Here is a 17,314-nt window from a genome sequence, read left to right as displayed (position 1 = left end):
CGGCGGACTTCCCGGGCCACGGCGCTTAGTACCTTGGCCACCTCGCGGGCCTCCCCGGCGAGCATGGCGGTCAGCACCAACGGATGGAAGCCTTGCCGCCGGGCCTCGGCCTCGGCCGCCAGAAGCGCTGTCGTGATATTGCCGACAATGTGGTTTTGCACCCGGGAGAAGCGTGGGTCACCCGGTTTGGGCGTCTCCGGGACCTTGCCCGTGCAGCCAGCCGCCAGGTAGGCCTTGACCGGTCCGGGAACGCTGTCTTGCAACCGATACTGCTCGAGAATCGCCAGGCTGTCGGCAAAGGTTCCCGGATCCGGCGCGTGATGCCCGAGGCGATGATGTCCAAGTCGTCGCCGATCACATCGGAGAGAATCAGCGCGGCCACCGATGCCCCGTTGGCATGACGGCACAACTGGCCGCCCTTGATGCGCGAGAGGTGCTTGCGAACCGTGTTGATTTCGTGGATCGTGGCGCCGCAGGCCAACAGCCGCCGGGTCGTGGCCTGTTTGTCAGCCAGGCTGATTCCCGCCACCGGTGCCGGTGAAAGCGCCGATCCACCGCCGGAAATCAGGCATATGAGCAGATCGTCGGGCGCGGCAGCGGCGACGATTTCCAGCAGCGCACGGGTTGCCCGCACGCCGTTTTCATCGGGCACCGGATGGGCGGCTTCCATCACCCGGCAATGCTTCAAGGGCATGGCATGGCCGACCTTGGTGATGATCAGGCCGTCCGTGATCCGGTCGCCGAGCACCGCTTCCACCGCGCGGGCCATGGCGGCGGCGGCCTTGCCGATCCCCACCACCAGGATCCTGCCCAAGTGGTTCAGCCCATAGGCCACGTCTCCCACCATCAGCCGGTCTCCCTCCAGATGCAGGTGGCGATGGACGCAGCTTCGGGATCGACGGCCGCGAGACCGGCCCTGAAAATGATCTCCGCGCGCCTTTTCAAATTTTCACGAGGTGTTTCCATCAACCGTTCCGCTACGCCTTTTCCGATTCAGTGCCTGTACGACGGCGAACTGATGAAGCTCGGGATCGGGGCCGGATTGTTTCCGATGATACGCATGAATCGCTAGGGCGGTGTGAGGATCGGACAGAACTGGCGGTCTCTGCCATAAGGCTTTTTTAGACCATGGGACGCATGCTGTCAAAAGATAAGCGCACGCCACTTGGCCCTATGGACGGCGAAATGCCTTGGCTCGCACCCCCGCATCGTGTCTATCCACAGCCGTTCGTGAGAAGAAGTGCCCCGATAGTTGACAAAATCGGTTTCATGGACCATTCTGAATGAACACAAATCATCTAATAATGCTGTAATAATAAAACGAAGACGTCTCTCATGGTGTCAGTCGTTAGAACCATGGGCCTATAACACGAATCAATGGGGGAGGTTTCGCGTATGAAACGGATATGCATCATCGTTGCAGGGGTTTTCTTTTTTGGTCTGCTGGCGGTGCCGGCGATGGCCAAGACCACCTTCATCGGTATCGGTACCGGCGGCACCGGCGGAATCTACTACCCGTACGGCGGCGGGGTGGCCGAGATCTGGACCAAGTATGTCAAGGATGTTAAGGCCGTCGCGAGGTGACCGGTGCCAGCGTGGAAAACGTCAAGCTGGCCCACAAGGGGGAAACGGTCATCGGCGAGGTGATGGGCGATGTGGCCCTGGCCGGTTTCAACGGCGTGGACAAGTTCAACGGTAAAAAACACGACATTCTCTCCATGGCCCTGATGTATCCGAACCTCATGCAGGTCGTCGTCCTGAAAAACAGCGGGATCGCCGACATCAAGCAGGTCGTCGGCCACAACATCAGCACGGGCAGCCCCGGCAGCGGAACCAACTTCATGGCCGAAACCGTGCTCAAGGCCCTCAACATCCCCGCCGACAAATACAAGGACAGCCGGCTCTCCTTCACCGAAAGTGCCAATGCCCTGCGTGACGGCACCATCGACGTGGGGTTCTGGTCGGTCGGTCCCGGCACGAGCTCCATTCTCGATCTGGCCACCACGCACGAAATCCGCATGATCGGACTCTCCAAGGATGAAGTCGATGCCATCCTTGCCGCCAATCCGACCTACACGGCGGTCGATCTGGATGCGGGTATCTACCGCGGTATCGACCAGCCCGTGCCGACCATCGGCGTTTGGAACGTCATGATCTGTCAGACCTCCCTGGACACCGACCTGGTCTACCAACTGGTCAAGGCCCTTTACGAACACAATGACTACCTGAAGAAAATTCATCCCCTGGCCGCCTACACCACGCCGCAAAACGCCGTGAAATACTCGCCGATCCCCCTGCACCCCGGCACGATCAAGTATCTGGAGGAGAAGGGGATCACCGTGCCGGACAACCTCAAACCGTGATCAAAGGGGACGGTCATGTCTTTGGTGAGAACGATTCTGGTTGGCGGCGCCCTGGCCATTTTCCTGGCCTTGGGGACATTGATGCGTCCCGGTGGCGTGGAGCTGCGGGTCACGCCGCTCGACGGGGGGGACCCCCTCATCGTGATTCCGCTGTCCGCCGGGGAACCCTTTACCTTGTACTACTACCATTCGGTGGAAAAAGCGCCCATCTGGGAGGTCCACACCCTGGACCCGTCGGGAAGCATCTTCATCGAAGAGGAACGCTATCTGAAGTTCGGTGCGGGCATGGGCAAGATGCCCGGTGTCGGAAACATGGTGAGTCGTGGCCCCTATGAATCCATTGTCGGCATGCATTTGCCCACGGGTAATTTCGTTTTGCGCATCGGCAGCCGTGGCGTGGACCATATGCTGCTCTGGCGGGGCACCCAAACCAATCTGAGCGGCATGGCGCCCCATACGGCGGTGCGCTTCACCGGCCGAGCGGTTTCACGGCTCTATAGCTTATGGCGGCGGGCCTTTCCCCATCGGGCGACGCCGGCCGAAGCAAGTAAAACGGAACAAATGCAGACCTCCTGAAAGCGAGCACCGGTTGTATGGCGACCACGGATTTTGCAGCCTCCGCCTCCCCTTCTCCTGCGCTGGTCAACCTGACCGCCCGCGTGGTAACCCTGGTGGCCATCTGCCTGAGCCTCTACCAACTCTATACGGCGGGGATCGCCGCTCTGACCGCCCTGGTACAACGTTCCATCCATTTGGGCGCCATTTTGGTACTGACCTTTCTGCTCAAGCCGCCCTTTGCCATGGCCCCCAAGGATCGCTTGAACCTGTGGTGATCGTCGACTGGGTGCTGGCGGCGGCATCCGTCTACTGCACGGCCTATATTTGCCTTAACCTGGGCGCGATCTTCGAACGCCAGGGAGATTGGCTGGCCAGCGATCGCCTGGTGAGCATTATAGGGACGCTGTTGGTGCTGGAAGCCTGCCGGCGGGTGATCGGCGGCTTCATGGTCAGCATCTGCACCGTGGCCATGCTCTACGCCTATTTCGGGCCGCACATGCCCGAGCTGATCATCCACAAGGGCTATTCCGTCGAGCGCATCGCCACCACCCTGTGGTTGACCACCGAAGGGATCTTCGGCCTGCCCATCGGCGTGGCCGCCACGTTTGTGTTCGTTTTCGTGCTTTTCGGCGCATTTCTGGAAACCACCGGCGGCGGTAACTTTTTTATCGAGATGGCCTATGCCCTGACCGGTCGTTTCTCCGGTGGGCCGGCCAAAACGGCGGTGGTGGCATCGGGCTTCATGGGGTCGGTCTCCGGTTCCGCCGTGGGCAACGTGGTGGCCACGGGATCCTTCACCATTCCCATGATGAAGAAGGTCGGCTACCGGCCGCACGTGGCCGGCGCCATCGAGGCCGCGGCCTCCACCGGCGGCCAGCTGATGCCGCCCATCATGGGCGCCGGTGCTTTTCTCATGGCCGAATTCACCAACATCAGCTACCTCACCATCATCAAGGTCGCCCTGATGCCGGCGATCATGTACTATGCGACGGTCCTCTTTTTCGTCCATTATGAAGCCAAGAAGTACGGTCTCGAAGGCCAGCCCAAGGCGGAACTGCCCCGCGTGGGCCAGGTATTCAAGGGGGGACTGCACTTCATCATCCCCGTATTGATTCTCATCTACGTGCTGGTCAACAACTATTCGCCCATGATGGCCGGTTTCGTGGCGGTGATCAGCACCGTGGCCGCCAGCCTGATGGCCAATGCCGTGCGCTGGAGCATGTCCCCGGTGGCTGCTGACGGAACGGCACGCCCCGCGTTGAGCCGTTTTGCCGGCGGCGAACTGAAAGGCATTTTGCAGGCCCTGGAAAAGGGGGCCAAAAGCGCCATCATGGTCTCCATCGCCTGTGCCGCGGCGGGAATCATCGTGGGCATGGTGACGCTCACCGGCATGGGCTTGAAATTCTCCAGCCTGGTCCTGGACCTGAGCTACGGCATAGAAGTATTGGCGATCCTGCTCATCGGCATTGCTTCCCTGGTACTGGGCATGGGACTGCCGGTCACCGCCAGCTACATTGTGCTGGCCACCCTGGCCGGACCGGCGCTGCTGGACATGGGCGTGCCGCTGCTGGTCAGCCACATGATCGTTTTCTGGTACTCCCAGGACGCCAACGTGACCCCGCCGGTGAGTCTGGCGAGCTTTGCCGGTGCCGGCGTGGCCGGCGCCAACCCCATGCGCACGGCCTTTACTTCGTGGAAGCTGGCCAAGGGGCTCTACATCCTCCCCATCGTCATGGCCTATCGCCCCCTTTTGGGCATGGGTGAGCATTACGAGCTGTTGCATTGGCCGGTGGTGCTGAGCATGATCAGTACCATGCTGGGCTTGATTGCCTTTGCTTCGGCCCTCGAACGGTTTTTTGTCCGTCGGGCCACCTGGGTGGAAACCCTGCTTTTCTGGTTGGCCGCCGCCGGTTTTTTCTGGCCCACCTATTGGTCTGATGGCCTGGGGCTGGTTGCTTTCCTCGCCGCCGTGATCATGCAGAAAGGGCCGCACGTCGATCCGGCTGCCGGTTGAGGCATGACGGATGCTCCCCCGTGATGAAAAACAGATCGGCCGCGCCCAGTATTGTGGATGCGGCCGATTTTGTTAATTGGCGGTGGTGTTCAGGTTGCGCAGCCGAATCGCTTGGCGGGGGGATCTCTTGCCCCCCGCATGGGGATTCATGACCGAATTGAAAAAACAGCATTGATTTAATATACCGAACGGTATATGGTCGGTTGCATGAAAAACGCATCTCCCCCCCGATCCGAGCGCACCCGGCAGCTGATCATCGAAACCGCCGCGCCCATCTTCAACAAGAAGGGCTATGTGGGCACCTCCATGTCCGACCTGACCACCGCCACGGGACTGACCAAGGGCAGCATCTACGGTAATTTCAAAGACAAGAACGACGTGGCCATGCACGCCTTCCAGCACAATATCGGCCTGATTTTCGATTTTTTCACCAAGGAGATAAACAGCGCTGCCACCACGCTGGACAAGCTTCTGGCCTATCCCCGGGGGGTCCGCAAGATCTACCGCATGGTGTTGGCCTACGGCGGATGTCCCATCCTGAACACTTCCGTGGAGGCCGACGACACCCACGTCGCCCTGCGCCGCATGGCCGTGGACGCGCTTTCGCGCTGGAAGGCGAGGATTGTCGATCTGATCACCTGCGGCATTGCCGAGGGCGTCATCGACCCGACGGTGGACGCCCCCAAAACCGCCGAGATCCTCATCGCACTCTTGGAAGGGGGGATCGCCCTGTCCAAGGTGACCGGTGAGGCGTCTTATTTGTTGAATGCCATCGATATGGCTGAAAAACAGGTGGTTGGTTTGCGTCTGGGTCAATGATCTATCAATATACCAATCGGTATATTTAACGCCAATTCCCAAGGAGCAAACGATGACCGACATCTACAAGCAGTTGGCCACCTTTCTGGACAACCTGCCGGCCGGCTACCCGAGCACCGACAGCGGCCTGGAATTGAGAATCCTCAAGCGTCTTTTCACGCCGGAGGAGGCCGCGGCGGCCATGACCCTGACCATGATTCCCGAGACGGTGGCGGCCGTGGCCGCGCGCACCGGGCGGGACGCGGCGCAGCTGGAAACGCTCTTCGCCGAGATGGCGGCCAAGGGGCTGATCTTCCGCATCAGCAAACGGGACCAAACCCTTTTCAGCGCGGCCCAGTTCGTGGTCGGCATCTGGGAATACCACCTCAACAGCCTGGACGAAGGCCTGGTCCAGGATGTCAACGCCTACATGCCGACGTTGCTAAAAAAAGGCTGGTTGGAGAACGAGACCAAGCAGTTGCGCGTGGTACCGGTTTCCAAGAGCCTTTCCGCCGATATGGCGGTGATGCCATACGAGGCCGCCGAGGCGATCCTCAAAGGCCAGTCCAAGATCGTCGTTTCTCCCTGCATCTGCCGCAAGGAGCAGAAACTGATCGGCAAGGGCTGCGACAAACCCATGGAAACGTGCTTCTCTTTTGGCGCCGCCGCTTTCTACTACGAGAAAAACGGTCTGGGGCGTTCCATCGACAAGGCCGAAGCCCTGGAAATTCTCAAGGCCGGCGTGGATGCCGGGTTGGTGCTCCAGCCGGGCAACCAGCAGAAGACGAGCAACATCTGTATGTGCTGCGGCTGCTGCTGCGGTATCCTCAAAAACCTGAAGACCTTGGATAAGCCGGCCTTGGCGGTGCATACCAACTACTTCGCCAAGGTTGTGGAAGCGGACTGCATCGGCTGCGGGGACTGCGTGGCGCGTTGTCAGATGGACGCCATCGTCCTGGACGATGTGGCCCGGGTCGATGCGGCGCGCTGCATCGGTTGCGGATTGTGCGTGACCGGCTGCCCCACCGAGGCCATGCGGCTATCGGAAAAGAATGCCGACGCGCGCTACGTTCCGCCCCGAAGTGTTCTCGAGACCTATATGAACATCGCCAAGGAGCGGGGCCTGATCTGATTTCCCCGGAAGGAGAACATCATGGCTGAATGGCAGAAAACCGGATGTGTCCTCTGTCCCCAGAATTGCGGGCTGGAGGTCAAGGTGGAAAACAATCGCATGGCTCGGGTTCGACCGGACAAGGACAACCCTCGCAGCCGGGGCTATGCCTGTCGCAAGGGGGTGAACGTGGCCCATCACCAGCATCATGCCGATCGGCTGACCCACCCCCTCAAGCGCACCGCCAGGGGCTTCGAGAAGATCTCCTGGGATCGGGCCATCGGTGAGATCGCCGAGCGACTTCAGTCGATCGTTGCCGCCCACGGTCCGCGATCCTTCGCCTACATGGGTGGCGGCGGCCAGGGATGCCATTTCGAGGCCGCCTTCGGCCGCACGTTGATGAAGCAAATCGGCTCCCCGTATCACTACAATGCCCTGGCCCAGGAGCTGACCGGCTATTACTGGGCCTGCGGCCGTCACACCGGCCGGCAGAACGACTTCTACATCCCCGACGAAGCGCGTGCCGACATGCTCCTGGCCGTGGGTTGGAACGGCATGGAAAGCCACCAGATGTGCCGTGCCCCCCTGGTGCTCAAGGATTTCTCCAGCGATCCGGACAAGCTTCTCGTGGTCGTCGACCCGCGGCGCTCGGAAACCGCCGCCATCGCCGACATTCACCTGCCCCTGCGGCCGGGAACCGATGCCCTTCTGGTGCGTGCCATGATCGCCATTATCCTTGCCAACGGCTGGGAAAACCGGGACTATCTCTCTCAGTATACGACCGGTTTCGACCGGGTGCGTGCCTGGTTCACGGATGTCGACGTGGACGCGGCGCTGGCGGTCTGTGGGCTGGCGCGGGAACCGGTGACCGACCTGTGCCGCCTGCTCGGCCAACGACGTTGGTGTTTGCACACCGACCTGGGCATTTACATGGGGCGCCACAGCACCCTGAGCTCATGCCTCTACAACCTTTTGCAGGCCATCTGCGGGCGCCTGTGCGTGCCCGGCGGCAATGTCATTCCCGGCAAGTTCATCCCCCTGGGATCCCACACCGACGAACGTGACGAGAAAAGCTGGCGCATGGTCACCACCGGTTTTCCCATCCTCATGGGCTACAGTCCGCCCAACGTGCTACCCGAGGAGATCATGAGCGACCACCCCGAGCGCACCCGCGCGGTGATTTGCAGCGCCAGCAACCCCTTGCGTTCCTATGCGGACACCAGCGCCTACGAGAAGGCCTTCGCGCACCTGGATCTGTTGGTTTCCATCGAGCTGGCCATGACCGAAACGGCCCGTCTCGCCCACTATGTCCTGCCGGCGCGCTCGGGCTACGAGTCGTGGGACGGCACTTTTTTCACCTGGACCTGGCCGGAGATCTACTTCCAGATGCGGCGGCCCGTTATCGCCCCCGAGGGCGAGCCCCTGGAGTGCGGCGAGATCTTCACCCGCATCGCCGATGCCATGGGGATGATTCCACCGCTTCCCGACAGCCTTGTCCAGGCGGCCGAGGGAGACCGCGCGATATTTGCCGGCGAATTGATGAAAGCGGCGCACGCCGATCCCGGTCTTTTCAAGGTCATGCCTTTTGTGTTGGCCAAAACCCTCGGCCGCAAGATGGGCTCGGCCCACCTGGCGGGCTTGTGGGGGCTGCTTTTCGCCGCGCCGGGGAAATTGCGCAAGGCGGCCGCGGCCGCCGGCCTGGATCCGGATGGAGAGAAACTCTTCCAGGCCATCCTCGATCATCCCCAGGGACTTTGGTTGGGAAAGCTTGACGAGACGGCCAACATGGCCGATATTCGTACGCCGAGCGGCAGGATCGAGCTGTTCATTCCCGAGATGGACGCCTGGATGGCGGCACTGACTCCCGAGCGGGAAGCGGCGGCGCTTCAGCCGGATCCGGCTTTTCCACTGATTCTCATGGCCGGTCGCCACGATCGCACCAATGCCAACACCCTGATGCGCGACCCGAGCTGGAACCACGGCCGGCGGACGGGCACCCTGACCATGCACGCCGATGATGCCGCGGATTTGGGGCTGGTCGACGGCCAGAGGGTGCGGGTGGCCACCGCCGCCGGTGAGGAGACCGTCGAACTGGAAATTCGTCCCAACGCCCGGCCCGGCCAGGTGATCCTGCCCCACGGTTTCGGGCTGGTCCATGGCGGAGAAAAGACCGGCGCCAACGTGAACCGCCTGACCCAAAGCAGCCATCGCGATGGATTTGCAGCGACGCCCCTGCACCGTTACGTGCCCTGCCGGGTCGAGGCGGCCTGAACGCGGCCCGGACGGCTCGACGCTATTTTTTAATGGGTTCCCGGTTGGGAAGCGGGCCATGCCCGCGACGAAGACACATAAAACCACAAAGGGAGAGAAGAAACGATGAAATTCCTCAAACGCATTTTCGGTATCTGTGAAACCCCATCCCCCGCCGATCCAAAAGCTTGGTCTTTAAATGGCCCGGCCGTCAGGATCGACCTGGCCTGCATGCCGGAACTGAAAAATTCCGGCAGCGGCGTGCGCCTGGAAGGCAAGGGCCTGGATCCCCGGCTGCTGGTGGTTCACGGCGATGACGGTCAGTACTATGCCGTGGCCAACCGCTGCGCCCACATGGGCCGGCGTATCGATGTCCTTGCCGGCAGCGGCCAGATCCAGTGCTGCAGCGTTTCCAAATCGACCTATACCTACGACGGCCAGCCCGTGAGCGGTGCGGCCAAAACGCCCTTGAACACCTTTCCAACGGCTGTTGAAAACAATATTCTCACCATCCATCTGAGAAAGTGAATCCTGCCATATGCCATCCTCTGCCCTGTTCGAACCCGCAACCCTTCATACACTGACCCTGCGCAACCGCTTCGTGCGCTCGGCCACCTGGGAAGGCATGGCCACGGAAAAGGGCGCGGTGACGTCCCGATTGATCGATACCATGGTCGCCCTTGCCAAAGGCGGCGTGGGCCTGATCATCTCCGGGCATGCCTATGTCTCACCCGAGGGCCAGGCCACGCCTTGGCAGCTGGGCATTTATGACGATGCCCTCGTTGACGGTCTGCGCCAGATGACCGATGCGGTGCACGCCGCCGGCGGGCGTATCCTTGTCCAACTGGCCCATGCCGGTCATTTCGCCCTGGAAAAGGCTATCGCGATTGCCCCCCGGGTGGTTTCCGATTTCGACGGGCTGGCCAAGACGCCGCGCCATGAGCTGTCAGTGCAGGAGATCGAGGAACTGAAAGGGGCCTATGTGGCTGCGGCCCGTCGGGCCCAGGCAGCCGGCTTTGACGGTATCGAATTGCACAGCGCCCACGGCTACTTGTTCAGCCAGTTCCTCTCCCCCTGGTTCAATCGGCGCACCGACACCTATGGCGGGTCCATCGAGAATCGGACGCGCGTGCATGTGGAAACCCTGGCGGCGATGCGCGCGGTCGTGGGCGCGGACTATCCCCTGCTGATTAAAATCAATTGCTCGGATTTTGCCGATGGCGGTTTGACCGAGGAAGAGAGTCTTTCGGCCGTCCGGCGGATGGTTCCCGCCGGCCTGGATGCCATTGAGTTGAGCGGCGGCCTGCTTACCGGCGGAAAGCTTTCCCCCAGCCGGCCGGCCATTACCACTCCGGAGAAAGAGGCCTATTTCCGGCAAGCGGCGCGGGCGTTCAAGGCGGTCCTGGATGTCCCGCTGATTCTGGTGGGCGGCATCCGTTCCCCCGAGGTGGCCGAAAGCCTTTTGGCCGACGGCAGCGCCGATTTTTTCGCCATGTCCCGCCCACTGATCCGGGAGCCCGACTTGGTCAACCGCTGGACGTCCGGTGACCGCCGACCGGCCCAATGTATTTCGGACAACCTGTGTTTCCGGCCCGGGATGATGGGCAAAGGGGTTTACTGCCTGACAAAAGAACGCATGGAAACCCAGTCGTAATACGGGCGATGCGTTTCACCCCGCATTTCCAAGGGCCCGGGTCTGTTTGCGCCATCGGCTGAACATGATCACGCCCAGGAGAAGAAAAAAGGCGGAGAAGAAATACGGCACATAATTGAATTTCGAACCGCCCGGGATCAGCACTGCTTGCTTGGGTTTTTCGGGATTGTAGTAGACGGGAACACTTTTTCCGACCGGATATCGGGCAACGACCTGTTTGGCATTGCCCGTTGAGGAAAACGAAATTTTACCGGATTTATAGGTCTTACCGTCAATGAGATATTGATAAGTGACTTTTGGGTATTCCTTCACCGTCTTTTTTTTGTTGGCGCCTTCTCCGCTGGTGCTGATCCGCTTTTCGATTTCCGACCGGATAATACTGCCGCTTACTGTCGGCCAGGATTTGCTGGCCAGGCTGGTTTGATAGGCACTGTAGCTGAACACGGCGATAACGATGCCAATGGCGGGGAAAAGGACGACGCCGACCATCTTTTCCACGGATGGGGACATAAAGCCCCCCACGATAAAAAACAGACCGACCCCCATGGTGATCAATCCGCCCATACCGACGCCGGAAAGCAGGACCGGCGAGGCGATCAACACCAGCAAAATGCCGGCAATCCGCTTCAGCCAGCGTTTGGCGGTTTTGATCTTGGGTGCCATGGACGTGTCGGCCTTGTTGACGAACTCCCTGAAAAGCGCCTTGGTCTCTTCCTCCGAATAGCGCTTCCGGCCTTCCGCCGGCGGGGTTGTCGGCGGTGGTGGTGGCGACGGCGTGACGGATGGCCCGGCATCCATGGCGGCATTGGCCGCGGCCACGGAGGTTGCCGCCGCCGGTGCTTTCTGGGTCCATATGCGCGTGTTGAGGTTCAACTCGTCCACGATATCGGCCACCAGTTTCAACTCGTCGTAATACTCCTGGATGTGAGCGATGTTCAGCAGGCTCTCCCTGATTTTGGGTTCGAACAGCTCTTTTTCAAAGGGAATGGCCACATAGAGCTTGGAGGCCGAAAAGGAGAGCCGCATCTCTTTTTGGGCGCGATTTTGAAACTCGACCATCCGGCGCATCAGACTGGTGGAAAGGATATAACGCGCCTCCACCTGGTCCTGGCCGTAAACCACGAACAACTTTTCGAACGCCGGATCTTCCAGTTTGATCAATTGGCCGTTTTGAACGTTGAGGCTTTGGAGGGCCTGGCCCATGTCGCCGAACAGCTTCTGGGCCGTATCCGGCAGGACGATGGTCGTTCCCTTGAAGGCTTTGTTGAAATCGGCCACGAAGAGAAGCCCGTTGAAAATAGGGTGATTCGTTTTCTTGTTCGATTCGTGCTGCTGGAACTCGAATTTCTCCGGACGATATCGACCCGCTTGGCATGCACCTCGGAGAATTGGATGGCCGTCTCTCCCAAGGTGCCGCTCACCAGATCATCGCCCGTGTATTCTCCGGGCTTGTCGTTAAACAAATGACTGGCCGTGAATGCTTCCCTGGGCACCATTCCCATTTTGTCATACCGCAGACCAGGGTCGACAAAGGCGACGATCCTGGGGATGATTCTGTCTTTGAAACCCGTGTGGTAGTCCCGGTAGTATTTGATGTGCCAGAAAAAAACGTAAAGAGGGCCGATAAAATGATAAACATCAACCAGACCATGAGATAAAGATTGAGGCCGAACAGACCATGAACGAATAAAAACGCCAGATTGAGCGCCACGAAGATAACGATCGCCTGAACCAGTTTCTTCTTTACGATGAGCCGTTGCGCCTCCAGTTTTTCCAGGTCCGGCAACAGATCGGATTGGTAAAAGGATTCCAGTGATTGCATGTCTGCCCCCTGTTCAGATGCTGAGTTGTAGAGAATCCGCTTGTTTGCCTACATATTGAGAATTTGACCGATATCAACGGGTTGTTTTTCCCGGGCGTCGATTTCAAAAAAAACTTTGCGCTCATAGCGCATAAAACCGGCGACAATATTACTGGGAAACATTTCCAGCGCGTTGTTGTAATCTTTTACCGAGGCGTTGTAGGCCCTGCGGGCGGCGGAAATCTGCTCTTCCACCTCGTTCAGCGAAGCCTGCAGGTTGATGAAGTTTTCGCTGGCCTTGAGATCGGGATAGTTTTCCACGGCGACCATGATCTGACCTAGCGCGCTGGAGACCTGCCGATCCATGGCCACGGTTTCCGCATCGGTCATGTTGCCGGACAGGGATTTGCTGCGCATTTCGGTCACCCGGGTGAGCACATCCGCCTCATGCTTCATGTAACGCTTCACCATTTGGGTCAGGTTCGGAATCAGATCGAAGCGCTTTTTGAGCAGCACGTCGATGCTGGAAAAGGCGGTGGCCACCTGATTTTTCTTGCCCACCAGGTTGTTGTACAGCAGAATAAAGCAAAGAACGACGAAACCAACGGCAATCAGGGCAATAATCATGATGTCTTCTCCTCTGTTACGCCTAGCAGTCAAAGATTTCCAAGAATTCTTTGAGCGTATTTGCTTCTTTCCCATACGCTTCTTGCTCCCAGCGACTTCCCTTGTCGATGGTAAAGGGGCTGTGTCTATCTGTTCTAAACTGGTCGGCGTGGGTCATTTCATGCGCAATGGATGATTGAAACAGTGCCGTTGCAGCATTTGTCCCGTATATTCTTACCCAATCTCTATACACCGCCCAGTAATGATCCGTGGGTGTCGGGCTCTCCCAGTTGTTGTTGTAGGTAAAAATGGGAACGGATTGGCCATTCAATGTGGCGTCTATGGAGCGGCCTTTGTAATTGACCTGCATGCGGGTTGTTGCTTTCGTCCCCGCGTTGTCCTGGTCGGTCGAACAAGAAAAGGCATTCGCATCTTCAAAAAAAAGGCCGCTGCCATCCGTCCCCGAATAAGATTCCTGGCTCGTGCAAATGTCACGCATCTGCTGGTCATCCAAGCCGTCCAACCAGGCGGTGATCGACGATGCGTCCATCGCGTTTACTGCGGAATCATCACCCATCAGTTCAAATAGGTTTTCCAATGTTTGCTGGTAGGCCGCCCAGTTGGCTTCTCCGAATTGACTTTTGACATAGGATCGAACACGATCGTTTTCATAAAGGGCTTTGATACGCTCAACCTCCCGAAGTCGATTTCGAATACTGTTGCACGGATTACTTGTATTTTCCTGCGGGCCGGATTCGGGCGATCCCGGGGCAACCCGATCAATTCTCCAACTGACCTTGTAGGTGACGTTTTTGTTGCCTCCGGCTGGCGGTTTCAAAGGCTTCTTATTCTGCGTCGCCGCGATATCGAGGATGGAGATGCCCAAAGACGGTGGGCATAATCCCTGATCGTCCGCCGACCAACTCCGGGATCCCGCAAGAATGCCGGAGTCCGGCAATTCGACCTGAATGCCGATGCGGCATCCGGGGAAATCCCGTTCCACCGGGATGTAGGCGCATGCCGTTTCCCCTGTATCTTTTTTCCGGCCGTGGATCCGCTTTCTATTCCCTCCCGGTCCCAGCATCAATTCGTAGTCGTCCGGCACCTCCGTGCTGCTTTTAAATGTTGATAAAAAGCGCTGCTTGTCCGCCGATAGATTCTGCAGATAGGGCGAGGCCGAAGCGGAAAGGCGATGAACCTTAAACAAGCTTTCCTCGGATAGCGGCATCACGCCGCCCCCTTGGTATTCGATCATCAAAGGGTCCTGGCACTTCCCCGACGGAATCGGTTTCAGGCTTATTCTGTGTTCTTCGTAAGCAAACGATACGGTTCCGTTTTCCGGTTTGTAGATCAAGACCGGTTTGATGGCCCCCAGCGCACCATGAACGGTGGGACTTCCTGCCTCGAAAATTCTCATGTTTCCATTGGCGTGCAGGTTAATCGTTCCCGTATACGCATCTTCATTCGGGTTCGTCACGTTCCATCGGACGAAAGCATGGATGGAGACGGAAAGTCTTTCCGGTAAATCGTTGCGGGCATCCAACGCACCCTCGGCATTGGATGCATCGTCGGAGGATGAATCTTCCGAGTCCGGATTGTCATTATTATTGCTGGCATCGGATGGTGGGGAAGGCTCATCCGGCAGATTGCCATCGTCTTTTTTGCCGACGCCGGATTTATCGCGGTCCGGCAACTCAGGGCGGCGAATCACATCGCCCTTGCCGATGGGCGACCCCTCGATGGAGACGTTGCTGTTTTTGGAAAGCGTCTTCTCTTTTGGCGTTGCGGCAGATTTCGCGGCATCGCCATAGCGCTGGGCCGTTTTCGGATCCAAGGCCTTTTCGATAGACGACTTCAGGATCACGGCAAGGGTGACATGTGTTCGGCCGCCCTTATCTTCCGCCTTAACCGAAAACATGTCCCCCTGATGGAGCAGCATCAGGGCGCTGGTTTTTCCGACGGACATGATTCTTCCCGCCGGCCATCCCCTGGCCTGCATGACCCGATGATAGAATTCGATGGCCGCCGCGGGCGCGATATCCACCTCGAATTCAAAACGCCCGGAACCCTGGAATTGCTTCTCTTTTATGATTTGAGCCCCATCGATCAGGGGGATGTCGGTGCCCGAAAGAGAAGCGGCATGGCCGGTGGCTGGTTGGCCTGTTAAAACGATGGCCAGGATAACTGCGGCCTTAAAGAAGAAGCCGATCCGCTTTTCAAAAGAATATGTCATTCGCTGTTGGCCTGTTGCCCCTTGATGAAACGCTATAGAGATCTTTGCGCATTGTTGATGCAAATGCCACCGTGATCATTGCGTACGCTCCCGCTGTCGTTCACTGGCTGATAATCGTCACATCGATACTGGACGTATTGCCTTGCCCCTTCACCTTGAACACCAACTGCCGGTTGGCCTGTTTGAACATGAGTACGCCTTTGTTGCCTTGAACCATGGCCATGCCCGGCTCCCAGCCCTTGGCTGTCATGGCGTTTTTATAAAAATCGACGATGTCCTGAGGCGTGGCCTCCACCTGTAGTTGGGCCTGGGAATACGCCCCGGCGGATTTGGTTTTCAACACCCGGGCACCCTTGTAAAGCGGCACCTCCCCGTCGAGGATTTGGCTGCCGGAAGCTGCCGGCGAGGCGCGGCGGATATGGCGGCCAGAGCTGTTTTCGGCTTCGGCGTTGTTTTGACGACTGTTTGGGCTGACGCCGCTTTTTTAGGATCCGGCGGCTGAATCAGGCTGATCTTGGCCCGGCCCTCGCCCCTGGGAATCGTCACGGCCACGGTTTTGATCCTTTTTGAGGCAGGATACGCCCACGTCTGGGTCTTGCCGGTGGTCACGGTAAAATGAATCGCTTCCGAACTGCCCCCCTCTTCATACCGTAACCAGAATTTGCCCGTGGTCTGATCGCCAAATGGATTGTCGCCGGTGATTTTCAGGGACAACGGCCGGCCGGGGTCTGCGTTCACGTCGGTCTGCCAGCCGCCGCGATTGTAAACATCCGATCGGTCAATCCCTTTCTGGCGCAGCTCCGCATACACCAATCCCTTGGTTACTGGTATTCTCAACTCATCCACCAAAGATGAATGGGTCCTACGGGCAAAATCGTCGTTGAAGTCCCAATTTTTATGGCGCCCCTTTCCTTCCAGCGTTGATTGCCGGGGCTCGTAGTCCTCCAGGGGCTTTCCGTCTCGGTACTTGAGCACGGTATACACGGATTCGGCCTTATCCGCGTTGATGACATCCAGATAGGCGCTACGGTCGGTATCGATGGACACGCGCAGCTCCCCGCCGGCAGCGATCTTGACGTAACAGGGAACCCGGGCATCGGCTGTTTGGGTTAGGCCCGGTAAAGCCTCTTCCGCTTTTTCTATTTCTTCACGTTTCCGTCTTGCCGCCGCGCCGGGCTCTTCGACCTCTTTGAAGCCGGCCAGCGGAGCAAACAGATCCTTTTCCAGCCGGATATTTCGAATGGCCTTCAGTTCCGCAGTATAGGCCTCTTTTTCTCCATCATAGGAGACAAGCTTCACGGGAAACTTCAGCTCGGTTGAGACCCATCGGGAATGAATCCGTTGATCTTGCGCGAAAACATCCTGCCTTTCGCAAGCAAATCCAGAAATCTTCTCGCTTCCCTGAATCTTGCGGCCGTATTTAGAGACCATGTATTGCGAGGCTTTGAATGGATCATGGGTAAGAATCCTAAAATCGTCCGAGGGGATTTCGAAGAAAGTCTTTTCCTCCATGTTTAGAAATCGGTGCATGTTTTTATCTTTGTCTGCAATGACGACCATGGGTTTGCCCTCTTCGACGACCTCCATCCGGTAGCGTTGATTCAACAGATAAAACTTAGCGGTTTCTGTCTTTCCTTTTTTCGTCATGACCAGGTCCGCGGAAAAGGAAGCCGCCAACGCCGGCAAAGACGAAAGAAAAAAAATCAATAAATAGACGAAGGTGTATTTTTTCAATTGATGGCCTCCATTGATTCGGCTCTTACAAGAGATCGATCGCCTTAAAATTCGATGGCTTTTTCCACGGTCTGGCCGGAGACGATCTCGATATCACGGATCTCCTGGGTCTGGTACGGCGTTACTGTTCGGTCGGTCACCTTCATGGCGTAGACGCCCGGTACGAGCTTGTACTCCGCGGGTTTTTTCCCT

Annotated in this window: 18 protein-coding genes; 11 read left to right on the top strand and 7 right to left on the bottom strand. The window is 58.3% G+C overall.

Features of this window, described 5'->3' with window-relative positions:
- Positions 1–70: 70 nt before the first annotated feature.
- Positions 71–847: a glycerate-2-kinase family protein gene (locus tag JCM12296_RS24635; protein WP_054698905.1), complete on the bottom strand. Its 777-nt coding sequence runs from the start codon at positions 845–847 to the stop codon at positions 71–73.
- Positions 848–1,395: 548 nt separating this feature from the next.
- Here JCM12296_RS24635 and JCM12296_RS24625 point away from each other — a divergent pair.
- The 10 genes from JCM12296_RS24625 to JCM12296_RS24580 all read left to right on the top strand — a co-directional run bounded on the left by JCM12296_RS24625 (position 1,396) and on the right by JCM12296_RS24580 (position 10,748).
- Positions 1,396–1,584: a hypothetical protein gene (locus JCM12296_RS24625; protein WP_054698901.1), complete on the top strand. Its 189-nt coding sequence runs from the start codon at positions 1,396–1,398 to the stop codon at positions 1,582–1,584.
- Positions 1,581–2,363 carry a TAXI family TRAP transporter solute-binding subunit gene (locus tag JCM12296_RS24620; protein ID WP_054698899.1) on the top strand — a complete coding sequence of 261 codons (783 nt, stop codon included), beginning with the start codon at positions 1,581–1,583 and terminating at the stop codon, positions 2,361–2,363. The genes JCM12296_RS24625 and JCM12296_RS24620 overlap by 4 nt, the downstream gene beginning before the upstream one ends.
- Before the next feature lie 15 nt (positions 2,364–2,378).
- Positions 2,379–2,939 (top strand): DUF1850 domain-containing protein, encoded by a 561-nt coding sequence (locus tag JCM12296_RS24615; protein WP_054698897.1) that lies wholly within the window; start codon positions 2,379–2,381, stop codon positions 2,937–2,939.
- Between the two features lie 17 nt (positions 2,940–2,956).
- Entirely contained in the window at positions 2,957–3,196 is a 240-nt protein-coding gene (locus JCM12296_RS40230) for a hypothetical protein (RefSeq protein ID WP_054698895.1), read from the top strand.
- Entirely contained in the window at positions 3,193–4,935 is a 1,743-nt protein-coding gene (locus tag JCM12296_RS24605; protein WP_172684077.1) for a TRAP transporter permease, read from the top strand. The genes JCM12296_RS40230 and JCM12296_RS24605 overlap by 4 nt, the downstream gene beginning before the upstream one ends.
- A 207-nt stretch (positions 4,936–5,142) precedes the next feature.
- Positions 5,143–5,754: a TetR/AcrR family transcriptional regulator gene (locus JCM12296_RS24600; RefSeq protein WP_172684076.1), complete on the top strand. Its 612-nt coding sequence runs from the start codon at positions 5,143–5,145 to the stop codon at positions 5,752–5,754.
- Between the two features lie 52 nt (positions 5,755–5,806).
- Positions 5,807–6,865 carry a 4Fe-4S dicluster domain-containing protein gene (locus JCM12296_RS24595; RefSeq protein WP_054698890.1) on the top strand — a complete coding sequence of 353 codons (1,059 nt, stop codon included), beginning with the start codon at positions 5,807–5,809 and terminating at the stop codon, positions 6,863–6,865.
- A 21-nt stretch (positions 6,866–6,886) separates the two neighbouring features.
- On the top strand, positions 6,887–9,115 hold the full coding sequence (locus tag JCM12296_RS24590) for a molybdopterin-containing oxidoreductase family protein (RefSeq protein ID WP_054698889.1): 2,229 nt from the start codon (positions 6,887–6,889) through the stop codon (positions 9,113–9,115).
- Between the two features lie 105 nt (positions 9,116–9,220).
- Complete coding sequence (locus JCM12296_RS24585; RefSeq protein ID WP_054698888.1) at positions 9,221–9,622, top strand: Rieske (2Fe-2S) protein; 402 nt, start codon at positions 9,221–9,223, stop codon at positions 9,620–9,622.
- Between the two features lie 10 nt (positions 9,623–9,632).
- Positions 9,633–10,748, top strand: coding sequence for an NADH:flavin oxidoreductase (locus tag JCM12296_RS24580; RefSeq protein ID WP_054698887.1), 1,116 nt, complete (start codon positions 9,633–9,635; stop codon positions 10,746–10,748).
- A 15-nt stretch (positions 10,749–10,763) separates the two neighbouring features.
- On the opposite strand, the gene JCM12296_RS24575 is transcribed toward JCM12296_RS24580, so the two are convergent.
- The 4 genes from JCM12296_RS24575 to JCM12296_RS24560 form a co-directional block, all read right to left on the bottom strand.
- On the bottom strand, positions 10,764–12,047 hold the full coding sequence (locus tag JCM12296_RS24575; RefSeq protein WP_281492150.1) for a DUF3137 domain-containing protein: 1,284 nt from the start codon (positions 12,045–12,047) through the stop codon (positions 10,764–10,766).
- A 118-nt stretch (positions 12,048–12,165) separates the two neighbouring features.
- Entirely contained in the window at positions 12,166–12,570 is a 405-nt protein-coding gene (locus JCM12296_RS24570) for a hypothetical protein (RefSeq protein WP_054698885.1), read from the bottom strand.
- A 48-nt stretch (positions 12,571–12,618) separates the two neighbouring features.
- Positions 12,619–13,176 (bottom strand): LemA family protein, encoded by a 558-nt coding sequence (locus JCM12296_RS24565; RefSeq protein ID WP_054698884.1) that lies wholly within the window; start codon positions 13,174–13,176, stop codon positions 12,619–12,621.
- A 22-nt stretch (positions 13,177–13,198) separates the two neighbouring features.
- Entirely contained in the window at positions 13,199–14,698 is a 1,500-nt protein-coding gene (locus tag JCM12296_RS24560) for a hypothetical protein (RefSeq protein WP_157067871.1), read from the bottom strand.
- Between the two features lie 462 nt (positions 14,699–15,160).
- On the opposite strand from JCM12296_RS24560, the gene JCM12296_RS38900 reads away from it, so the two are divergent.
- Positions 15,161–15,322, top strand: coding sequence for a hypothetical protein (locus tag JCM12296_RS38900; RefSeq protein WP_157067870.1), 162 nt, complete (start codon positions 15,161–15,163; stop codon positions 15,320–15,322).
- A 166-nt stretch (positions 15,323–15,488) separates the two neighbouring features.
- On the opposite strand, the gene JCM12296_RS24555 is transcribed toward JCM12296_RS38900, so the two are convergent.
- Both JCM12296_RS24555 and JCM12296_RS24550 read right to left on the bottom strand, forming a co-directional pair.
- The gene (locus tag JCM12296_RS24555) at positions 15,489–15,728 is read right to left on the bottom strand and encodes a hypothetical protein (RefSeq protein WP_157067869.1); all 240 of its coding nucleotides are present in this window, start codon (positions 15,726–15,728) and stop codon (positions 15,489–15,491) included.
- Positions 15,725–17,122 carry a DUF4412 domain-containing protein gene (locus tag JCM12296_RS24550; RefSeq protein ID WP_054698881.1) on the bottom strand — a complete coding sequence of 466 codons (1,398 nt, stop codon included), beginning with the start codon at positions 17,120–17,122 and terminating at the stop codon, positions 15,725–15,727. The genes JCM12296_RS24555 and JCM12296_RS24550 overlap by 4 nt, the downstream gene beginning before the upstream one ends.
- Between the last annotated feature and the right edge of the window lie 192 nt (positions 17,123–17,314).

Source organism: Desulfosarcina cetonica JCM 12296, from assembly GCF_001311845.1.
In the GTDB taxonomy this organism is placed as follows: domain Bacteria; phylum Desulfobacterota; class Desulfobacteria; order Desulfobacterales; family Desulfosarcinaceae; genus Desulfosarcina; species Desulfosarcina cetonica.
This window is presented reverse-complemented; position numbering and strand designations above follow the sequence as displayed.

Bases quoted from the DNA above. Each gene is read 5' to 3' on its own strand.
- JCM12296_RS24635 (WP_054698905.1), bottom strand. From the start codon at position 847: ATGGTGGGAGACGTGGCCTATGGGCTGAACCACTTGGGCAGGATCCTG.
- JCM12296_RS24625 (WP_054698901.1), top strand. From the start codon at position 1,396: ATGAAACGGATATGCATCATCGTTGCAGGGGTTTTCTTTTTTGGTCTG.
- JCM12296_RS24615 (WP_054698897.1), top strand. From the start codon at position 2,379: ATGTCTTTGGTGAGAACGATTCTGGTTGGCGGCGCCCTGGCCATTTTC.
- JCM12296_RS40230 (WP_054698895.1), top strand. From the start codon at position 2,957: ATGGCGACCACGGATTTTGCAGCCTCCGCCTCCCCTTCTCCTGCGCTG.
- JCM12296_RS24600 (WP_172684076.1), top strand. From the start codon at position 5,143: ATGAAAAACGCATCTCCCCCCCGATCCGAGCGCACCCGGCAGCTGATC.
- JCM12296_RS24595 (WP_054698890.1), top strand. From the start codon at position 5,807: ATGACCGACATCTACAAGCAGTTGGCCACCTTTCTGGACAACCTGCCG.
- JCM12296_RS24590 (WP_054698889.1), top strand. From the start codon at position 6,887: ATGGCTGAATGGCAGAAAACCGGATGTGTCCTCTGTCCCCAGAATTGC.
- JCM12296_RS24585 (WP_054698888.1), top strand. From the start codon at position 9,221: ATGAAATTCCTCAAACGCATTTTCGGTATCTGTGAAACCCCATCCCCC.
- JCM12296_RS24580 (WP_054698887.1), top strand. From the start codon at position 9,633: ATGCCATCCTCTGCCCTGTTCGAACCCGCAACCCTTCATACACTGACC.
- JCM12296_RS24570 (WP_054698885.1), bottom strand. From the start codon at position 12,570: ATGCAATCACTGGAATCCTTTTACCAATCCGATCTGTTGCCGGACCTG.
- JCM12296_RS24565 (WP_054698884.1), bottom strand. From the start codon at position 13,176: ATGATTATTGCCCTGATTGCCGTTGGTTTCGTCGTTCTTTGCTTTATT.
- JCM12296_RS38900 (WP_157067870.1), top strand. From the start codon at position 15,161: ATGATAGAATTCGATGGCCGCCGCGGGCGCGATATCCACCTCGAATTC.